The organism is Scandinavium sp. (genome assembly GCF_051650185.1).
In the GTDB taxonomy this organism is placed as follows: domain Bacteria; phylum Pseudomonadota; class Gammaproteobacteria; order Enterobacterales; family Enterobacteriaceae; genus Scandinavium.
Map to the genome: position 1 here is coordinate 1 of NZ_JBOFIN010000137.1, position 19,439 is coordinate 19,439.

Annotated in this window: 18 protein-coding genes; 6 read left to right on the plus strand and 12 right to left on the minus strand. The window is 55.0% G+C overall.

Features of this window, described 5'->3' with window-relative positions; translation table 11 throughout:
* The first annotated feature begins 2 nt into the window (after positions 1-2).
* Positions 3-719 carry a two-component system response regulator ArcA gene (arcA, locus tag ACRCWW_RS18610; RefSeq protein WP_312626023.1) on the plus strand — a complete coding sequence of 239 codons (717 nt, stop codon included), beginning with the start codon at positions 3-5 and terminating at the stop codon, positions 717-719.
* Between the two features lie 50 nt (positions 720-769).
* Here arcA and creA read toward each other — a convergent pair whose 3' ends face one another.
* Positions 770-1,243: a protein CreA gene (gene creA / locus ACRCWW_RS18615; protein ID WP_438683713.1), complete on the minus strand. Its 474-nt coding sequence runs from the start codon at positions 1,241-1,243 to the stop codon at positions 770-772.
* Between the two features lie 208 nt (positions 1,244-1,451).
* Here creA and robA point away from each other — a divergent pair, with 208 nt between their 5' ends.
* Positions 1,452-2,321, plus strand: a complete 870-nt coding sequence (robA, locus tag ACRCWW_RS18620; protein WP_438683714.1) for an MDR efflux pump AcrAB transcriptional activator RobA — start codon at positions 1,452-1,454, stop codon at positions 2,319-2,321.
* On the opposite strand, the gene gpmB is transcribed toward robA, so the two are convergent.
* Positions 2,318-2,965 (minus strand): 2,3-diphosphoglycerate-dependent phosphoglycerate mutase GpmB, encoded by a 648-nt coding sequence (gene gpmB, locus ACRCWW_RS18625; RefSeq protein ID WP_438683715.1) that lies wholly within the window; start codon positions 2,963-2,965, stop codon positions 2,318-2,320. The two genes, robA and gpmB, sit on opposite strands and share 4 nt — an antisense overlap.
* Before the next feature lie 53 nt (positions 2,966-3,018).
* Between gpmB and yjjX the strand changes: the two genes are divergently transcribed.
* Positions 3,019-3,534, plus strand: coding sequence for an inosine/xanthosine triphosphatase (yjjX, locus tag ACRCWW_RS18630; RefSeq protein WP_438683716.1), 516 nt, complete (start codon positions 3,019-3,021; stop codon positions 3,532-3,534).
* On the opposite strand, the gene trpR is transcribed toward yjjX, so the two are convergent.
* Positions 3,525-3,854, minus strand: coding sequence for a trp operon repressor (gene trpR, locus ACRCWW_RS18635; protein ID WP_404657667.1), 330 nt, complete (start codon positions 3,852-3,854; stop codon positions 3,525-3,527). The two genes, yjjX and trpR, sit on opposite strands and share 10 nt — an antisense overlap.
* Positions 3,855-3,942: 88 nt before the next feature.
* Entirely contained in the window at positions 3,943-5,880 is a 1,938-nt protein-coding gene (gene sltY / locus ACRCWW_RS18640; RefSeq protein WP_438683717.1) for a murein transglycosylase, read from the minus strand.
* A gap of 250 nt (positions 5,881-6,130) precedes the next feature.
* Here sltY and ettA point away from each other — a divergent pair, with 250 nt between their 5' ends.
* The gene (gene ettA, locus ACRCWW_RS18645) at positions 6,131-7,798 is read left to right on the plus strand and encodes an energy-dependent translational throttle protein EttA (protein WP_438683718.1); all 1,668 of its coding nucleotides are present in this window, start codon (positions 6,131-6,133) and stop codon (positions 7,796-7,798) included.
* A 169-nt stretch (positions 7,799-7,967) separates the two neighbouring features.
* Here the strand turns inward: ettA and nadR are convergent, their stop codons facing one another.
* From nadR to serB, 3 genes are all read right to left on the minus strand, one after another.
* A complete protein-coding gene (gene nadR, locus ACRCWW_RS18650; RefSeq protein WP_438683719.1) occupies positions 7,968-9,200 on the minus strand; it encodes a multifunctional transcriptional regulator/nicotinamide-nucleotide adenylyltransferase/ribosylnicotinamide kinase NadR in 1,233 nt (410 codons plus the stop codon).
* Between the two features lie 103 nt (positions 9,201-9,303).
* Positions 9,304-10,686: a DNA repair protein RadA gene (gene radA, locus ACRCWW_RS18655; RefSeq protein WP_438683720.1), complete on the minus strand. Its 1,383-nt coding sequence runs from the start codon at positions 10,684-10,686 to the stop codon at positions 9,304-9,306.
* A gap of 12 nt (positions 10,687-10,698) precedes the next feature.
* Positions 10,699-11,670, minus strand: coding sequence for a phosphoserine phosphatase (serB, locus tag ACRCWW_RS18660; RefSeq protein WP_438683721.1), 972 nt, complete (start codon positions 11,668-11,670; stop codon positions 10,699-10,701).
* A gap of 104 nt (positions 11,671-11,774) precedes the next feature.
* Here serB and ACRCWW_RS18665 point away from each other — a divergent pair, with 104 nt between their 5' ends.
* Both ACRCWW_RS18665 and lplA read left to right on the plus strand, forming a co-directional pair.
* Positions 11,775-12,422, plus strand: a complete 648-nt coding sequence (locus ACRCWW_RS18665) for a YtjB family periplasmic protein (RefSeq protein WP_404657673.1) — start codon at positions 11,775-11,777, stop codon at positions 12,420-12,422.
* A 36-nt stretch (positions 12,423-12,458) separates the two neighbouring features.
* Positions 12,459-13,475, plus strand: a complete 1,017-nt coding sequence (gene lplA / locus ACRCWW_RS18670; protein WP_438683722.1) for a lipoate--protein ligase LplA — start codon at positions 12,459-12,461, stop codon at positions 13,473-13,475.
* Here lplA and yjjJ read toward each other — a convergent pair whose 3' ends face one another.
* The 5 genes from yjjJ to deoC form a co-directional block, all read right to left on the minus strand.
* A complete protein-coding gene (gene yjjJ, locus ACRCWW_RS18675) occupies positions 13,476-14,804 on the minus strand; it encodes a type II toxin-antitoxin system HipA family toxin YjjJ (protein WP_438683723.1) in 1,329 nt (442 codons plus the stop codon). It lies immediately after the preceding gene.
* A 149-nt stretch (positions 14,805-14,953) separates the two neighbouring features.
* Positions 14,954-15,676 carry a purine-nucleoside phosphorylase gene (gene deoD / locus ACRCWW_RS18680; protein ID WP_095280675.1) on the minus strand — a complete coding sequence of 241 codons (723 nt, stop codon included), beginning with the start codon at positions 15,674-15,676 and terminating at the stop codon, positions 14,954-14,956.
* A gap of 104 nt (positions 15,677-15,780) precedes the next feature.
* Positions 15,781-17,004, minus strand: coding sequence for a phosphopentomutase (deoB, locus tag ACRCWW_RS18685; protein ID WP_330982204.1), 1,224 nt, complete (start codon positions 17,002-17,004; stop codon positions 15,781-15,783).
* Positions 17,005-17,058: 54 nt separating this feature from the next.
* Positions 17,059-18,381, minus strand: coding sequence for a thymidine phosphorylase (gene deoA, locus ACRCWW_RS18690; RefSeq protein WP_438683724.1), 1,323 nt, complete (start codon positions 18,379-18,381; stop codon positions 17,059-17,061).
* Positions 18,382-18,502: 121 nt separating this feature from the next.
* Positions 18,503-19,282, minus strand: a complete 780-nt coding sequence (deoC, locus tag ACRCWW_RS18695) for a deoxyribose-phosphate aldolase (RefSeq protein ID WP_438683725.1) — start codon at positions 19,280-19,282, stop codon at positions 18,503-18,505.
* Positions 19,283-19,439: the final 157 nt, after the last annotated feature.

The following is a 19,439-nucleotide window of genomic DNA, read 5'->3' on the forward strand; positions in this document are numbered from 1 at the left end:
ACATGCAGACCCCGCACATTCTTATCGTTGAAGACGAGTTGGTAACACGCAACACGTTAAAAAGTATTTTCGAAGCAGAAGGTTACGATGTGTTCGAAGCCACCGATGGCGCGGAAATGCATCAGATCCTGTCTGAAAATGATGTCAATCTGGTCATCATGGATATCAATCTGCCGGGTAAAAACGGCCTTCTGCTGGCGCGTGAACTGCGTGAGCAAGCCAACGTTGCCCTGATGTTCCTCACCGGTCGTGATAACGAAGTCGACAAAATTCTCGGTCTGGAAATCGGCGCGGATGATTATATCACCAAGCCTTTCAACCCGCGTGAACTGACTATCCGTGCACGCAACCTGCTCTCGCGCACCATGAATCTCGGCACCGTGAGCGAAGAACGTCGCAGCGTAGAAAGCTACAAGTTCAACGGCTGGGAGCTGGACATTAACAGCCGCTCTCTGATTAGCCCGAACGGCGAACAGTACAAGCTGCCGCGCAGTGAATTCCGCGCGATGCTGCACTTCTGCGAAAACCCGGGCAAAATCCAGTCCCGTGCAGAACTGCTGAAGAAAATGACCGGCCGTGAGCTGAAGCCACACGACCGTACGGTTGACGTGACCATCCGTCGCATTCGTAAGCATTTCGAATCGACTCCGGATACCCCGGAAATCATCGCTACTATTCACGGCGAAGGTTACCGTTTCTGCGGTGAGCTGCAGGAATAATTCCTCCGCTCAGCATAAAAAACGGCGCGTCGCGCCGTTTTTTTTCGCCCTTACTCTTTCCACGGCATGACAGGCACCGCGCTAATCGCGTTCTTCGGTGAGCCATCAACAACCTTATCTGAGTATGTCAGATAGACCAACGCATTGCGTTTCGCATCATAAAAACGGACAACCTGCAGCTTCTTGAAAACCAATGACGTTCTTTTCTGGAAAACGACATCGCCCTGGGTTTTGCCATTTTTAATCTTATCGCTAAGCTCGATTGCGCCAACCTGCTGACAAGAAATAGCCGCATCCGAAGTATCTTCCGCGAGCCCTAGCCCACCTTTGATCCCACCTGTTTTTGCCCGACTGATATAGCAGGTCACATTCTTCACATCCGGATCGTCAAACGCTTCAACCACAATCTTGTGATCCGGACCGATCATCTTGAAAACAGTATCCACTGAACCGATCTGCTCTGCATGAGCAACTCCGCCGACCACTGTCAGTAAAAACCCTGCAATTAACTTCTTGTATTTCATATTGTTACCATTTTTAAAAATGACGCTACGTGATTATTCAGCATCTTAAGAGAAAAGGTTTAAAGATCACAGCTTTACAAAATTAGAATCCAAAACTCGGCCAAAAACGCACGTTAGAACAAAAAAAACACTGAATGCTAAAACATCAAAAAATGTTATTATCCGCTACCCTAGTTACAGGCACCTGCGTAAAGGATGAGGACATTATATGGATCAGGCTGGGATAATTCGCGATCTGCTTAGCTGGCTTGAGGGGCATCTCGATCAACCGTTATCACTGGATAATGTTGCGGCAAAAGCGGGCTATTCCAAGTGGCATCTGCAAAGGATGTTCAAGGATGTTACCGGCCACGCTATCGGCGCCTATATCCGCGCACGTCGTCTGTCAAAATCTGCGGTTGCACTGCGTCTAACTTCGCGTCCCATCCTCGATATTGCACTGCAATACCGTTTCGATTCTCAGCAAACCTTTACCCGCGCATTTAAAAAACAGTTCAACCTGACGCCTGCACTCTATCGCCGTTCACCGGACTGGAGCTCCTTCGGGATGCGTCCGCCACTGCGCCTGGGCGAATTCACCATGCCGAAATATGAGTTTATCACGCTGCCAGAAACTCACCTGATCGGCGTAACGCAAAGCTATACCTGCAAGCTGGAAGAGATTTCTCAATTCCGTCAGCAGATGCGCGTGCAGTTCTGGCGTGAATTCCTCGGCAATGCGCCGTCAATTCCACCGATGCTTTACGGTTTGCATGAACCACGGCCAAGTCTTGAAAGAGATGACGAGCAGGAAGTGCTTTATACCACGGCATTAACGCCTGAGATGGCCAATGGTCATCTGCAGGATGCTCATCCGGTGAAACTGGAGGGCGGTGAATACGTGATGTTTACCTATGAAGGACTGGGGACCGGCTTACAGGAATTCATTCTGACCGTCTACGGCACCTGCATGCCAATGCTGAGCCTGACCCGTCGTAAGGGCCAGGATATTGAGCGTTTCTTCCCACAGCAAGACGCGATGAATCAGGAACCGCCTATTCAGTTGCGCTGCGAGTACCTGATCCCGATTCGTCGTTAACGCTGCAGTTCATCCAACGCAGGGGCGTCCAGATGCGTGACGTCACCTGCCGTCTCCACGATCCAGCCGGGAGCCAGCCACGGGCTTTGCTGATAATCCACTCGCGAAATCGAACAGTTGCGCAGACGCAGACGACGCTCAGCGTAAGCTGGCAAGCCAAGGATTGTACTCACCAGACAGCCCAGCGCCATGCCATGGCTCACCAATAATGGGCGGCTACCTTCCGGCAATTCCAGACAATCTTTCAGAGCCGCGTTCATACGATCGCCCAATTCCTGCATCGACTCGCCTTCAGGAATTCGTCCGTCCTCGGTGCCGTTGACCAGCGTGCGACGCCAGCCCTCTTCTTCTGCGGTCAGCGAATCAATCAGGCGACGTTCCAGAACGCCCATGTCGAGTTCACGCAAACGTGGATCGTAGGTCACACCACACCCGCAGGCCTCAGCGATGAGCTCCGCAGTACGACGAGTACGGCCAAGATCGCTTGAGATGATATGGGTGATGCCCAACTCTTTGACACGCTCTCCCACTTGACGGGCTTGTTGCTCACCTTTATCGGTCAGCGGGCTGTCGGACTGGCCCTGAATACGTCGCTCGGCGTTCCACTGCGTCTCACCGTGGCGAACAAGGTATACCTGTAACATGCTAATTATCCGTTATACTGCGATGATGATTTTCTGTTGTAAGTGTACTGATTATGCACAATGTTGTCTCAGCCACCACCAATCCCGCCAAAATTAAGGCTATTCTGCAGGCTTTTAACGAGATCTTCGGCGAAGGATCCTGCCATATTGATGCCGTTTCCGTCGAGAGCGGCGTGCCCGAACAACCCTTTGGAAATGAGGAAACGCGCGCTGGCGCACGGAATCGGGTAAAAAATGCCCGACTGGCCCGACCTGATGCTGACTTTTGGGTCGCCATTGAAGCCGGCATTGATGACGGCAGCACGTTTAGCTGGGTCGTGATTGAAACTCGCGAGCAGCGAGGAGAAGCCCGCTCCGCCACCTTACCTTTACCCGCAGCAATCCTCGAACGCGTGCGTGCAGGTGATGCACTCGGTCCGGTGATGTCTGAATACACGGGTATCGACGAAATCGGGCGTAAAGAAGGGGCTATCGGCGTGTTCACTGCGGGTAAACTCACCCGCAGCAGTGTGTATCATCAGGCTGTGATTCTGGCATTAAGCCCGTTCCACAATGCAGCCTATTTGTGAGTCTCTGGCAGCGTCAGTTCAAGCCACTGGCGCAGTTCGGCAGGCGCTGATTTCAGGCTGTTCGAGCCACGAGTGATAGTGGCAATACCCGCGCCGAGCTCACTTTTCAGCTCGCGCTGGCTCATTTCCCCACGCAGTAACTCTTCAATGATCCTCACACGGGTACCCAGCGCCTCGCGCTCGTCCGGCGTCATCATCAGGTTCAGCAGCGGCAGGTGCAGATCCGCTTCAAAGGCCTGGCGCATCAGTTCCACGAAGCGAAGCCACTCCTGGTTGCGCTGTTCCGCATTCGCGGCTGAATAAGGGGATTGTTGAGTCATGTTACGCCACCATGTTGAGGCGGACGGCACAGGGCCATCCGCCGGATGTACTCTTTAGCGAGTACAAGCATAACATACTTACTGAAGATCAGTAACGTTGCTTCCACTCATCGTCCGTCAGGATCTGCGACTTCTCACCCATGAAATAGCGGTAGTAAGCGTCGTACGCCAGCACGTTTTTCACATAGCCTCGGGTTTCAGAGAATGGAATACTTTCGACAAAGGCTGCGGCATCAATGCGCCCTGCGCTGTTGCCCTGCCAGGTTCTGACCCGGCCCGGCCCGGCGTTATAGGCTGCGGAAGCGTAGATGCGGTTATTGCCAAACTGCTGATAGACATACTGCAAATAGCTGGTGCCGATGTTGATGTTGGTCTCCGGATCCAACAGCTGATTCGATCCGCTGTAACCCGGAATATTGAACATCTTCACGGTATGTGTCGCCGTGCCCGGCATTATCTGCATCAGACCCGTTGCGCCTACGGGCGAGCGCACTTTTGGATTCCATGCACTCTCCTGGCGGGCAATCGCCATTGCGTAGCTTTTGCTGATCCCTTTATCGCTGGTATAGCGGGTAAACAGATCCTTGTAGGCCAGCGGGAAACGCTCTTCAAGGTTGTCCCAGAGCTTACCGGCAATGGTCGCCTGGACGCTCAAATCCCACCAGCCTTCGTCAAAGGCATACTTCGCCAGTTGGCCCTGTTCATTACGGGTGCGGCTGGCCACCAGATTTGCCCACTCGCTGCGCGCGGTATTATCCTGATTCCAGTACATTAACTCACGCACACGTGCCATTTCCGGGCCGCTGACCAGCAGAGGTGCAACCGTGCCCTCGGGCTTCTCGACGCGAATCGGATAATCTTCGCCAAGACGCTGGGCAGCCACCATCGGGTAAAAACCGCGCTGTTGCATCAGCGAATGCAGAATGTCTTTTGCTTCCTGATCGCGGCCACGCTCCATCAGCAGATCGGCCTGCCAGTAGCGCCACTCGTCTTTGTCTTTCGCTTCCATTGGCAAGCGAGCAAGCCAGGTGTTCAGCCCACGGCGATCGCCATTACCAATTGCCATACGAATGCGACGCTCCACCAGCGAGGTAGACTGAGAACGCATGATGGCATCATCGCGCCAGCGAGCCTGCTCGTCGGTAATATCCGTGCCCATCAGACGCCAGGCCACAATATCTCGCAGCTCCTGCGTTTGATCCTCATTCAGCTTCTGCGCCTGCACCAATGAAGGGATCATCAGGCGTGCGTTTTCTGCATCCTGACGCGCCACGCTGGCGAAGGCTACCGCTGCCATCTGGCGGGTAAAATCGGTCGCGCTCGTGCTTTGAGCAAAGGTCAGCACGCTGTTGGGATTGTTTGCAAGACTGACCACAGCAGAGGCAATGGTTTGATAATCTGCAGGCATCTGGTTCGCCAGCGACGACACCAGACTGGTATTGCCCGCTTTCATCGCCAGGCGGATTCGTTCGAGATAAGCCAGAGGATCCTGCGCGCCAGAGGTGCGCCACGCAGTGAATAAATTGCCGCAGGCATTGGGCTGATTTTTACCGGTGAGCCAGAGATCTTTCGCGCCATCCCAGGCTTCCTGAGTCTGCCCCACGCTGTACTTCGCATAATAGTAATTACACTGCGCTTCGGTAGTGGTTGGTTTTTCCGGGCTAAACGCCAACAGGCCACGCCAGTCCTCCCGACGAGCCAGTTCGTTCACAAAGCGGTTTCTCAACGTGCGGGCCGCAGGTAACGTCGGATTGGCCTGCACAAAAGTGCTCACGCTGACAGCAGGCTCATTCATCAGGTCGTCAGTTAACTGGCGATACTCGAGATAAGGATAAAGCGGGTAGTCTTTCAGCGTCGGCATCAGGCTGTCGACCACATCCATCTGGTGATTATCCCAGGCCTGTTTAATCTGGGCATAGCGGCTACGTTGTTCATCCAGCGAATCGGCATGCACCGCGCTGCTGACTGTCAGCAAAGCAACGCCAGCAGCCAGAAGACGCCACGTCACGGGTTTAGCTTTTTCCACAAGCGCTCCTCTCAAAATTGTGTCAATGCAGCATCATGCCGTCTCAAAAAGCTGTGTCCGGTAATTCTTCTATCTCGCAGAGTTACCGGACGCAGCCTCTCTTTATGCTAATCAGACAACCAAAATCGCGCCACGTTTCGAACACTTTTTTCCCGGAACTGTTATCGCCAACGCTTGCTGGGATTAGCGTCTGAAAAAGGCTACACTTCGCCTTTACTCCATCATCAAAATAAAAGAGGCGAAGTCCAACGTGGCTCAATTCGTTTATACCATGCATCGCGTCGGCAAGGTGGTTCCGCCGAAGCGTCATATTCTGAAAAACATCTCGCTGAGCTTCTTCCCTGGCGCAAAAATCGGGGTTCTGGGCCTGAACGGTGCCGGTAAATCTACCCTTCTGCGCATCATGGCCGGTATCGATACCGACATCGAAGGTGAAGCTCGCCCGCAGCCAGGGACCAAAATTGGCTACCTGCCGCAGGAACCTCAGCTTAACCCGGAACATACCGTTCGCGAATCCGTTGAAGAAGCCGTTTCAGAAGTGGTTAACGCCCTGAAAGGCCTCGAAGAAGTGTATGCGCTGTATGCCGAGCCAGATGCCGATTTCGACAAGCTGGCCGCTCAGCAGGGCAAATACGAAGAGATCATCCAGGCGCACGACGGTCATAACCTGAACGTGCAGCTGGAGCGTGCAGCCGATGCACTGCGTCTGCCGGACTGGGATGCAAAAATCGCCAATCTTTCCGGTGGTGAACGCCGCCGTGTCGCGCTGTGCCGCCTGCTGCTGGAAAAACCAGACATGCTGCTGCTCGACGAACCGACGAACCACCTGGATGCAGAATCCGTTGCGTGGCTGGAACGCTTCCTGCACGACTTCGAAGGCACCGTGGTGGCGATTACCCACGACCGTTACTTCCTCGATAACGTAGCGGGCTGGATCCTCGAACTGGACCGCGGCGAAGGCATTCCATGGGAAGGCAACTACTCCTCCTGGCTGGAACAGAAAGATCAGCGTCTGGCGCAGGAAGCGTCTCAGGAAGCCGCTCGTCGCAAATCTATCGAGAAAGAGCTGGAATGGGTGCGTCAGGGTGCGAAAGGCCGTCAGTCCAAGGGCAAAGCCCGTCTGGCACGCTTTGAAGAACTCAACAACACCGAATACCAGAAACGTAACGAAACCAACGAACTGTTTATTCCACCTGGAGCACGTCTGGGGGATAAAGTGCTTGAAGTCAGCAACCTGCGCAAATCCTACGGCGATCGCCTGCTGATTGAAGACCTGACCTTCTCCGTGCCGAAAGGGGCGATTGTCGGCATCATCGGCCCGAACGGTGCGGGTAAATCCACCCTGTTCCGCATGATGTCCGGTCAGGAACAGCCTGACAGTGGCAGCATCACGCTGGGTGAAACGGTCAAACTGGCTTCCGTGGATCAGTTCCGCGATTCCATGGACAACAGCAAAACCGTTTGGGAAGAAGTGTCCGGCGGTCTGGATATCATGAAGATTGGCAACACCGAGATGCCAAGCCGTGCTTACGTCGGTCGCTTTAACTTCAAAGGTACCGACCAGGGTAAACGCGTAGGCGAGCTGTCCGGTGGTGAGCGCGGCCGTCTGCATCTGGCGAAACTGCTGCAGGTTGGCGGCAACGTCCTTCTGCTCGATGAACCGACCAACGACCTGGATATCGAAACCCTGCGCGCCCTGGAAAACGCCCTGCTGGAATTCCCGGGCTGCGCCATGGTTATCTCGCACGACCGTTGGTTCCTTGACCGTATCGCCACGCACATTCTGGATTATCAGGATGAAGGCAAAGTGGAGTTCTTCGAAGGGAACTTCACCGAATACGAAGAGTACAAGAAACGCACCCTCGGCGCAGACGCGCTGGAGCCGAAGCGTATCAAGTACAAGCGTATTGCCAAGTAAGTAAAAAGCCCGGCAACTTGCCGGGCCTGATTGATCAAAAGCCGGTTCTTCCGGCTTTTTTATTTTATTGCCCGGCGGCGCTGCGCTTGCCAGGCCTACCGATCCGCAGAGTGTCGTAGGCCGGCGTCAGGCGTAGCCGCCACCCGGCATTCGTTTCGATACTGCTTGTTTACCCCTGCTCACCCATCATCTGCTTCACCAGCTCAACGCAGCGCAGGAAGCGGGCATCGTAGTCCGACTCTTCCACATGAACAAATTCAATGTTGTTCTCATGGAGCATCACTTCCAGCATCGTCTGGAACTCTTTTCTGTCTACCGAGCTGCCGAGGCTACGTAAGCCATCAGCGACCCACGGCGTGTTGTTTTCCAGCAGGATAACCAGATCAAAGCGATACTCGTCGATCAGAGCCTGCACGAACGGATGCTCACGCCCTTCGTACTTCTTGCAGAACGCCTGGGTGGTGACGAAATCGGTATCAATGAACGCCACCTTATTCGCATATTTCACCGCAAAATCAATGTACTGAGCATGACCCAGTGCGATTTTGTCGTAATCCGAATACTGCAACGCCATCTCATCCCCCCCGAGATGGGAGAAGACGTAATCCCGGCCGTACTCCCACGCACTGGTGGTGTTGAAGATATTGGCAAGCTTGTTCACCAGCGTTGATTTGCCGCTGGATTCACCGCCCAGGATCGCCACAGTACGTACGAAGAACGGTTTGACCTCAGTCGGAATGTATTCCCAGTAGCGGGACGGGTTCTCACGAATTTGTGCGCCGCTGATATTCATAAACGTGCGCTGAGGATCGATAAGCACCGTTTCGATACCCAAATGCTGGCGGAACTGCGGCGCATCAGCCTCTTCGGAGGTGTAAATCCAGTTAGGCTGAATCCCCTTCTCTTCCATAAACGCATTGATACCGTTGCTCCACACGTCCCAACCGTGCGGATACGGCTCCATGCCTTCTTCATTAAAAGCATGAATACGGATGTTTTTCTGGTATTTGAAGGTTTGCAGCAACCAGCGCAGACGATCGGACACCGTCGGCTGTTGCGACATGGCGCTGTCTTCAAACAGCGCGCGGTCACGCGTATCGTCGTAACCCATGATGATATGCAGTTCATCAACCTGACTACAGGCACGCTGGATCAGATAGATATGCCCGGTATGCAGCGGGTAAAACTTACCGAACACCACACCGACGTTTTTCTGCTGGCGAGGAAACTCCAGCCCTAGAAAACGGTGCAACGCTTCTAATTTCTGCGCGCTCGGACTTTTGATTTTGGCATTCAGCAACTGGCTCAGATAGCCCTTGGTCATCCCGCTGGCGTCCGCCACCTGCTGCAAGGTGCAGCCTTTCTGACGGATAGCGGTTTTGATGTAATCGAATGATGACAAAGGAGCCTCCTGCCTGATGGGTCTGCCCGGCGCTTGCCGGGCCTACAAAAACGTAGGGCGGGTAAGCGCCAGCGCCACCCGCCAAAAAGAGATAACGTTATGATTATAAGTCGTCAAAGACATTTAATGCATCGGAAAGCTTCTTAACGCCGAAAACCTTCATGCCGTCCGGCAGTTTCTTCGGCACGTTCGCCGCCGGAACAATGGCTCGCTTAAAGCCGTGTTTCGCCGCTTCCGAGATACGCTCCTGGCCGCTCGGCACCGGGCGAATCTCCCCGGCGAGCCCCACTTCACCAAACACCACTAAATCCTGCGGCAAAGCACGATTTCGCAAGCTGGACACCATCGCCAGCAGCAAGGCCAGATCCGCACTGGTTTCAGCCACCTTCACGCCGCCCACCACGTTCACGAAGACGTCCTGATCCGCCATCTGCAAACCGCCATGGCGATGCAGCACCGCCAGCAGGATAGCCAGACGGTTTTGCTCCAGCCCGACAGCCACGCGGCGTGGGTTAGACATCATCGATTGATCGACTAAGGCCTGAATCTCAACCAGCAGCGGGCGCGTGCCTTCCCAGACCACCATCACCGAACTGCCCGGCGTGATTTCATCGCCACGACTCAGGAAAATGGCAGAAGGGTTACTCACTTCGCGCAGGCCCTGCTCTGTCATGGCAAAGACGCCAAGCTCATTCACCGCACCGAAACGGTTCTTATGGCTGCGCAACGTACGGAAACGGGAATCCGCGTCGCCATCCAGCATCACCGAACAGTCAATGCAGTGTTCCAGTACCTTTGGACCCGCGAGAGAACCGTCTTTGGTGACGTGGCCGACCATGATGATCGCCACACCGCGCGTTTTCGCAAAGCGGGTGAGATAAGCCGCGGATTCACGCACCTGAGCCACGCTGCCAGGCGAAGACTGCACGTCCGCCATGTGCATCACCTGAATGGAGTCGATAACCATCAGCTTCGGCTGCTCTTCTTCGGCAATCGCGCAGATTTGCTCGATGCCCGTTTCAGAAAGCATATTCAGGTTCGTGGCTGGCAAACCAAGACGGTGAGCGCGCATCGCAACCTGCTGCAACGACTCTTCGCCGGTGACGTACAGGGTTTTCATCTGTTCGCTAAGCTTGCACAGCGTTTGCAGCAGCAGCGTTGATTTACCCGCACCCGGGTTGCCGCCAATCAGGATGGCACTTCCCGGCACTACGCCGCCGCCGAGTACGCGGTCGAACTCTTTAAATCCGGTAGAAAAACGCGGCAGCTCTTCGAGGCTTATCTCAGACAGTTTCTGTACTCTCGAGACGCCCGCGCTGCCAGCATAACCACTCAGACGCTCATTTCGAGCCACAACAGGTGATGCGGCGATGCGCATTTCAGTAATCGTGTTCCAGGCATGACAGGCACTACATTGCCCCTGCCAGCGCGGGTAATCCGCGCCACACTCGTTACAGACAAACGCGCGTTTTGGTGCTTTCGCCACATTAACCTCTTATTACTTTTGATTCAGGCTGCCAGACAGGATGCAGAATACGCCCATCAGGTCAGCATGCCGAATGGTGACTTCCGTCTGCTCATTCACTTTAGGTTTGGCATGGTAAGCGATCCCCAGTCCGGCGGCTTTGATCATCGGCAGATCGTTGGCGCCATCGCCAATTGCCACGGTCTGGGCCGCTGGAATGTCATAGGTTTCCGCGAGCCGCTTCAGGGTGCTGGCCTTGTATTTCGCATCGACGATATCGCCGATAACGTTGCCCGTCAGCACGCCGTCACGGATTTCAAGTTCATTTGCCACAGCGGCAGTCAAACGCAACTTATCCCGCAGGTACTCAGCAAAGAAAGTGAAGCCACCTGAAGCAATGGCCACTTTCCAGCCCAGCGTTTCGAGCTTTAACACCAGTGAAGTCAGGCCCGGCATTAACGGCAACGTATCGCGAACCTCGCGCAGAATGTTGGCATCCGCCCCTTTCAGGGTCGCCACACGCTGGCGCAGGCTGGCGGTGAAATCGAGTTCGCCGCGCATCGCACGCTCTGTGACTTCAGACACCAGTTCCCCGGTACCCGCGAGCTTTGCGATTTCATCAATGCATTCAATCTGGATAGCCGTAGAATCCATATCCATCACCAGCAGCCCAGGCGTGCGCAGGTGGGGGATTTTGCCAAGCGGCGCAACGTCCAGAGCGGCATCATGTGCCAGACGGGTGGCACGCGGCGTCAGCGACCCCGCAAGGCGGATAACCTGATAATCCTCAACGCACCAGGCAGCAACAATCACCATGGCCGCGCCCAGCTTATGCTGATAATCGGTCAGGCGTTGTTTATCGAGGTGGCGGCCATACAGCAGCCAACCGCTGCGTCCGGCGTGGTAATCCAGCGGCATCACTTCATCACCACTGAGTGACAGCGGCAATCCTGGCCACAGGGAAACATCGTCGGGCAAATCGCACCAGGTCAAACTGTTCGGCATTACAGCTCCAGTAATCCAGATTCTCGGCAGGAAAATAACGCATGAGGCTACCTTGTATCCAGCGCTTCTGGCAACATTAAGCTGCAAATTTTCAAAGGTGGAATATGGTTCGCGCAAAACTGAAATTTCGGCTGCATCGCGCCGTGATCGTTCTAATCTGTCTTGCCCTGCTGGTCGCCCTGATGCAGGGTGCCTCCTGGTTCAGTCAAAACCACCAGCGGCAGAGAAATCCACAGATGGAAGAGCTGGCTCGCTCACTGGCCCATCAGGTGACACTGAACCTCGCCCCCTACATGCGTTCAGAAACGCCTGATGAGAAAAAGATTAATCAATTGCTTCAGCAGCTCACCACCAACAGCCGCTTGCTGGATGCCAGCGTCTACGATGAACAGGGCGATTTGATTACCCACGCGGGCGAAAGTGTCGACGTCCGTGACAGGCTGGCACTGGACGGCAAAAAAGCCGGCGGCTATTTCAATCAGCAACTGGTGGAACCTATACAGGGGAAGAATGAACCTCTGGGCTATCTGCGCCTGACGCTGGACACCCACACGCTGCCGACAGAAGCCAAACAGGTGGATAACACCACGAATATTCTGCGCCTTATGTTGTTACTTTCGCTGGCAATCGGCGTCGTGCTGACGCGTACCCTCCTGCAAGGCAAGCGTACGCGCTGGCAGCAATCACCCTTCCTGCTGACCGCCAATAAATCGGTGCCAGAAGAGGATGAAGGCGAGAAGCAGGATAAGTGATAAATTAAGTGAATCATTCAGGAAAGGAAATCTGTTATGTCGACGCTGCGTCTGCTTATCTCTGATTCATACGATCCGTGGTTCAATCTGGCGGTGGAGGAGTGTATTTTCCGCCAGATGCCAGCCACACAACGGGTACTTTTTCTCTGGCGTAACGCCGATACGGTAGTCATTGGCCGCGCGCAAAATCCGTGGAAAGAGTGCAACACCCGTCGCATGGAAGAAGATAATGTACGCCTTGCCCGGCGCAGCAGCGGCGGCGGTGCGGTATTCCACGATCTGGGCAATACCTGCTTTACCTTTATGGCAGGCAAGCCCGAGTACGACAAAACCATTTCAACCGCAATTGTGCTGCAGGCGCTGAACTCCCTGGGTGTCACCGCTGAGGCGTCTGGTCGTAACGATCTGGTGGTCAAAACCCCGGAAGGCGATCGCAAAGTGTCCGGATCAGCTTATCGCGAAACCAAAGATCGTGGCTTCCACCATGGCACTTTACTGCTGAATGCCGATCTGAGTCGTCTGGCTAATTATCTGAATCCTGATAAGAAAAAGCTTCAGGCGAAGGGGATTACCTCCGTGCGCGGTCGCGTGGCGAATCTTACCGAGTTGCTGCCAGGTATCACCCACCAGCAAATCTGCGAGGCCATTACCGAAGCGTTTTTTGCCCACTACGGCGAAAAACCAGAGGCGGAAGTGATCTCCCCGGATAACACGCCTGACTTGCCGAACTTTGCCGAAACCTTTGCCCGGCAGAGTAGCTGGGAGTGGAATTTCGGTCAGGCTCCGGCGTTTTCCCATCTGCTGGATGAGCGCTTTACCTGGGGTGGCGTTGAGCTGCACTTCGACGTTGAGAAAGGCCACATCACCCGCACGCAGGTGTTCACCGATAGCCTGAATCCTGCCCCACTGGAAGCCCTTGCCGCTCGCCTTCAGGGCTGCATTTACCGTGCCGATGTCCTGCAACAAGAGTGCGATGCACTGTTGACGGATTTTCCCGATCAGGAAAAAGAGCTAAAAGAACTTTCCGCGTGGATAGCTCAGGCCGTTCGGTGATCAGGCAAGCCGGTCAATAACCGGCTTCACGGCCAATAATTCCTTTTGCATCGCTTTCGCTATCTGCCTGAACGCGGCGCTGATTCTGGCATCGTCTGCAACCTGCTGCCAGAAAAGTGTGGCCTGTTCAAAGGCAAACATCCATGCCCCGCGACTGACTGACGGCTCAATCTTCAGCGCCAGGCTCTCCTCCCGCATGGCCCCGGCGCTGGTTGGCGCAAAGGCCATCGGCAACATGTCATACACCGGCGTTAATAAAAGCGGTGCGTCAGAAAGATAAAACGACAGGTTCCCCGCGTGCATGTCGCTGTTGGCGATGAGTCGCCCGAACGCCCAGACTTTTTCCACGCTCTGCGCGGTTTCAGGAGTGACTTGTTTTTGCTTCTCAAGCCCGGCAACAGTTTGCGGCCACTGGCTGGTTGAGGGGCCGAATTCACTTTGCACCGCTTCAAGTGAGACCAGAGCCCGACGACCAACGACCCCCTCACAGTCAAAACGGCGAGATTCGAGAAATACCTGTCCAGCCTCGCTACGCAACACCTGCGCCTGACTGGCGGCTATTCCGGCATTCCTCAGGACATCAAGCGCAACGGATTCCGCTATCAGCAAATCAGCCCATCGCCGGGTGACAGCACCTGGCTGAGGGGCCGTGAATTTCACCAGCATTTGCACGGGCTGCGAATCACGTTGTGCAAGGCAGGTAAATTTTGGCTGCTCGCCGCCCGCAGAAGACCCTGCCACTTCACCCGCCAGCGCATCCCGGGCAAGTTCAGCATAGGCCTGAAGTTTCCCCTCTTCAGGAATGGGCGTCGGCTCCGCGGCTTGCAGCCATTGCTGGTAACCCGTTTCCCCTATCAGCCATCCGCCCTGATTTTCGCCGCTGAAAAGCGAGAGAGCAAAAAGGATATCGTCCTCCTGCCATAAACGAATATCTTCGGGCAATGCCAGTTGAGCCGCGAGCCTGCGACCCCAGGCACGGCCAATAAACCCCTGCGGGCGCAGATCGCTGAGATACCAGGGCAGCCCGGAAAACCACTGCCATTCGCCATTATTCAGCGCCACCAGACAGCTCCCGCGCGGCCAGCAAGGGGTTAACACACCAAACGTCCACGCCTTGCCTGCGTCATCAACCTGCCATAAAGGAAATTCGTTGATGCCTCGCACTGGGCGGCGAAGCGCATAACGTGTGGCGCGCGCACGGCCAAACTGCACCACGTGTTCTTCAGCGGCGGCCTGGCGTGAAAACGTCGCCTGACTGATGTTCAGGTGGTTTCTGAGCTCAGGGGCGGAGCGTGGGCCTTGCAATAACAGATCGGTGAATGCGCTCATCAGTGAATAGATTCATGAATAGATACTTGAATACATTTATAGCGCTATTTTGCTGAACAACAAAGAAACATAGAGGGGAAAGAAGAGAAGGATGAATAGATACTTTTGAGAAAACCGGGCAGTCAGCGCCGCCCGGTTGAGCACAACACTTACTCTTTATCGCCCAGCAGAACGGATTCCAGCGCGATTTTGATCATGTCGTTGAAGGTGGTCTGGCGCTCAGCGGCAGTGGTCTGCTCGTGAGTACGGATGTGGTCAGACACGGTGCAGATGGTCAGCGCTTTAGCGCCAAACTCAGCGGCCACGCCGTAGATACCCGCGGCTTCCATTTCCACACCCAGAATGCCGTACTTCTCCATCACGTCGAACATTTCACCGCCGTCCGGGGAGTAGAACAGGTCTGCGGAGAAAATATTGCCGACGCGAGCGTCTACGCCCAGCGCTTTCGCCGCATCAACGGCGTTACGCACCATGCCGAAGTCTGCGATAGCAGCAAAGTCGTGATCCTTGAAACGCATGCGGTTTACTTTGGAATCGGTGCAGGCACCCATGCCGATAACCACGTCACGCAGTTTCACGTCCATACGCACAGCGCCACAGGAGCCTACGCGGATGATTTTCTTCACGCCAAAGTCAGTGATCAGCTCTTTGGTGTAGATGGAGCAGGATGGGATACCCATGCCGTGGCCCATAACGGAGATCTTGCGGCCTTTATAGGTGCCGGTGAAACCCAGCATGCCGCGCACGTTGTTCACTTCACGGACGTCTTCGAGGAAAGTTTCTGCGATATGCTTCGCACGCAGCGGATCGCCCGGCATCAGTACGACGTCTGCGAAATCACCCATTTCTGCGTTAATGTGTGGGGTTGCCATCTTAAGTTCCTTTTTATTCGTTGTTCTTGCCGGGTGGCGGCTTGCGCCTGACCCGGCCTACAAAACCGCTGGCCCGGCAAGCAAAGCGCCGCCGGGCACTGTCATCAGAACATGGCTTTGCCATATTCCATGTCAGAGGTACCAAAATACTTCGCCAGCGTCTGACCGATATCCGCGAAGGTTTCACGGTGGCCAAGCGAGCCCGCTTTCACTTTCGGGCCGTACACCAGCACCGGAATGTGCTCACGGGTGTGGTCGGTACCGGTCCAGGTTGGGTCACAGCCGTGGTCTGCGGTGAGGATAATGATGTCATCTTCACCCACCAGCTCCAGCAGTTCTGGCAAGCGGCGGTCGAACAGCTCAAGACCCGCCGCATAGCCTGCGACATCGCGGCGGTGACCCCAGGAGGAGTCGAAATCGACGAAGTTAGTGAAGACGATGGTGTTGTCACCCGCTTCCTTCATCTCTTTCACGGTGGCATCAAACAGCGCATCCAGACCCGTTGCTTTCACTTTTTTGGTGATACCGCAGTTAGCGTAGATGTCCGCGATTTTACCCACGGAAACCACGTGACCGCCCTTCTCATCAACCAGTTTTTGCAGCACGGTTGGTGCTGGCGGCTCAACGGCCAGGTCGTGACGGTTACCGGTACGCTCAAAGCTGCCTGCTTTGTCGCCGATGAACGGACGCGCAATCACGCGGCCAATGTTATAGCCACCTTCGGTCAGCTCTTCGCGCGCGATTTCGCACAGCTCATACAGCTTATCCAGACCGTAAGTGCCTTCATGGCAGGCAATCTGGAACACGGAGTCAGCGGAGGTGTAGAAAATCGGCTTGCCGGTTTTCATGTGCTCTTCGCCCAGTTCGTCCAGAATGACAGTGCCAGAGGAGTGACAGTTACCCAGATAACCCGGCAGGTTGGCGCGTTTCACCAGCTTATCGAGCAGCTCCTGCGGGAAGCTGTTGTGATGCTCCGGGAAGTAACCCCAGTCGAACAGCACAGGTACACCGGCGATTTCCCAGTGTCCGGACGGGGTATCTTTGCCGGAAGAGAGTTCATGTGCCCACGCATACGCGCCAGTCACTTCCGCGTTGCCGTCCATACCCGCAGCAACCTTACCAGTCGAACCTTCGTGAGCTTTCACGAGGCCCAGACGAGTCAGATTTGGCAGGGTCAGCGGGCCTTTACGACCTTTATCCGCTTCCCCTTTTGCACAGGCTTCAGCGATATGGCCCATGGTGTCAGCGCCCACGTCGCCAAAGCGTTCTGCGTCTTCAGTAGCACCGATGCCGAAGGAGTCCAGCACCATAATAAATGCACGTTTCATATTGTTCTCCGTACCTTGTGCTCTCTATTAAAAAGCGATCAGATCAGTATACTGCTATTCGGTGATTCGACGATAGACCGTTGGTGTTTCTTTCGGCGCGGCTTCGTTCAGTTTAATTGCCGCTTTCACGGCAATCGCTGCTTCCTGCCAGCTGGCTTCGTCTTTTGCGTGGATCACCGCCAGCGGACGTTGACCGTCAACGCTGTCGCCCAGACGCGTCATATCGGTAAAGCCAACGCTATAGTCGAGCGCATCAGAGGCCTGACGACGACCGCCGCCCATTGCCACCACGGCCATACCCAGTGCGCGAGTGTCCATCGCGGAAACATATCCTTCCGTATCGGCGTAAACGGCTTTGCTGAGCATCGCGGTCGGCAGGTATTTCGCGTAGTTTTCGACGAAATCCGTTGGCCCTTTCTGAGCCGCCACCATGCGGCCAAAGATTTCCGCCGCTTTACCGTTATCCAGCACCGCCTGCAATTTCGCACGCGCTTCGGCTTCGTCTTTCGCCAGGCGACCGGAAATCAGCATTTCCACACACAGCGCCATGGTCACGTCGAACAGACGCGGATTGCGGTATTCGCCCGTCAGGAACTGCACGGCTTCGCGCACTTCAACCGCGTTCCCTGCGCTGGACGCCAACACCTGGTTCATATCAGTCAGCAGCGCCGTAGTCCGCACGCCAGCGCCGTTAGAAACGCCAACGATAGCTTCAGCCAGCGCTTCAGAGAGTTCGTAAGTCGGCATGAATGCGCCGCTACCGACTTTCACGTCCATCACCAGCGCGTCCAGCCCTTCCGCCAGCTTTTTGGCGAGGATAGAGCCGGTGATCAGCGGTATGGAGTCCACTGTTGCGGTGATGTCGCGAGTGGCATAAAAACGTTTATCCGCTGGCGCGAGCGAGCTGGTCTGCCCAATTATCGCCACACCAACGTCTTTAATGATTTCGCGGAAACGGTTGTCGTCCGGGAAGATGTCGAAGCCCGGAATGGACTCCAGTTTGTCGAGCGTACCGCCAGTGTGACCAAGGCCACGACCGGAGATCATCGGAATATACCCGCCACAAGCTGCAACCATGGGGCCGAGCATCAGTGAAGTCACGTCGCCCACGCCGCCCGTCGAATGTTTATCAACAATCGGGCCGTTGAGGTTCAGGCTTTTCCAGTCGAGCACGGTCCCGGAATCCCGCATCGCCATGGTCAGCGAGACGCGCTCCGGCATACTCATATCATGGAAGAAAATGGTCATCGCCAGGGCGGCAATCTGCCCTTCGGACACGGTGTTATCACGAATGCCGTTGATAAAGAAACGGATCTCTTCATCGCTCAGCGCGTGACCATCGCGTTTTTTACGAATAATTTCTTGTGCGAGAAACACGGTAACCCCCAGGGGAAAAAGGAGAAGGCTATCAACAGGCCGGATGAGGCGTCGCCGCCATCCGGCACTAAAACAATTTGCCGGGTGGCGCTACGCTAACCCGGCCTACAAATGGCGTAACTTAGTAGCTGCTTGCACTCTTGCCGTCGCCGTGACCCAGCGCTTTCAGCAGGCTTGCCAGCAGGCTGGATGCGCCGAAGCGATAGTGACGAGCGTCAGCCCAGTCGGCACCAAACAGTTCATCGGCAATGGCGAGGAATGCCTGAGCATCTTCAGCTGTACGCACGCCGCCTGCCGGTTTAAAACCAACAGTTTTGGACACGCCCATATCGCGAATCACTTCCATCATGATGCGAGCACTTTCCGGGGTCGCGTTCACTGGCACTTTACCGGTAGAGGTTTTGATGAAGTCTGCGCCTGCTTTGATAGAAATTTCAGAAGCTTTGCGAATCAAAGCTTCTTCTTTCAGCTCACCGGTTTCGATGATCACTTTCAGCAGCACGTTTGCTGCTGCGCAAGCATCTTTACAGGCTTTAACCAGATCGAAACCGACCTGCTCGTTACCAGCAATCAGCGCACGGTAAGGGAACACCACGTCAACTTCGTCCGCGCCATAAGCGATAGCCGCTTTGGTTTCTGCCAGCGCAATCTCGATGTCGTCATTGCCGTGTGGGAAGTTGGTGACGGTTGCAATACGCACATCCGGCGTGCCCTGTGCTTTCAGGGTCTTACGCGCAATCGGAATGAAACGCGGGTAAATGCAGATGGCTGCGGTGTTACCCACCGGGGTTTTCGCCTGATGGCACAGTGCGATCACTTTCGCGTCAGTGTCATCGTCGTTCAGGGTGGTCAGGTCCATCAGTTTTAACGCGCGCAGGCTGCTTGCCGTTAACTCAGTCATGTTATCTCCGGTGTTGAATGTTTACCTTGCGGGTCTGTGACTATTTTAACACCGACCCACGGCTACACTTCGATCCTCATCACAGTTAATGAAACATGCATGCATATTTGCATCACCATAATGAGAGTTAAATCACTCTTTATCACAGTGCGGGCGG

Coding starts and splice junctions, on each gene's coding strand:
- arcA (WP_312626023.1), top strand. CDS start 3: ATGCAGACCCCGCACATTCTTATCGTTGAAGACGAGTTGGTAACACGC.
- creA (WP_438683713.1), bottom strand. CDS start 1,243: ATGAAATACAAGAAGTTAATTGCAGGGTTTTTACTGACAGTGGTCGGC.
- robA (WP_438683714.1), top strand. CDS start 1,452: ATGGATCAGGCTGGGATAATTCGCGATCTGCTTAGCTGGCTTGAGGGG.
- gpmB (WP_438683715.1), bottom strand. CDS start 2,965: ATGTTACAGGTATACCTTGTTCGCCACGGTGAGACGCAGTGGAACGCC.
- yjjX (WP_438683716.1), top strand. CDS start 3,019: ATGCACAATGTTGTCTCAGCCACCACCAATCCCGCCAAAATTAAGGCT.
- trpR (WP_404657667.1), bottom strand. CDS start 3,854: ATGACTCAACAATCCCCTTATTCAGCCGCGAATGCGGAACAGCGCAAC.
- serB (WP_438683721.1), bottom strand. CDS start 11,670: ATGCCGAACAGTTTGACCTGGTGCGATTTGCCCGACGATGTTTCCCTG.
- ACRCWW_RS18665 (WP_404657673.1), top strand. CDS start 11,775: ATGGTTCGCGCAAAACTGAAATTTCGGCTGCATCGCGCCGTGATCGTT.
- lplA (WP_438683722.1), top strand. CDS start 12,459: ATGTCGACGCTGCGTCTGCTTATCTCTGATTCATACGATCCGTGGTTC.
- yjjJ (WP_438683723.1), bottom strand. CDS start 14,804: ATGAGCGCATTCACCGATCTGTTATTGCAAGGCCCACGCTCCGCCCCT.
- deoD (WP_095280675.1), bottom strand. CDS start 15,676: ATGGCAACCCCACACATTAACGCAGAAATGGGTGATTTCGCAGACGTC.
- deoB (WP_330982204.1), bottom strand. CDS start 17,004: ATGAAACGTGCATTTATTATGGTGCTGGACTCCTTCGGCATCGGTGCT.
- deoC (WP_438683725.1), bottom strand. CDS start 19,282: ATGACTGAGTTAACGGCAAGCAGCCTGCGCGCGTTAAAACTGATGGAC.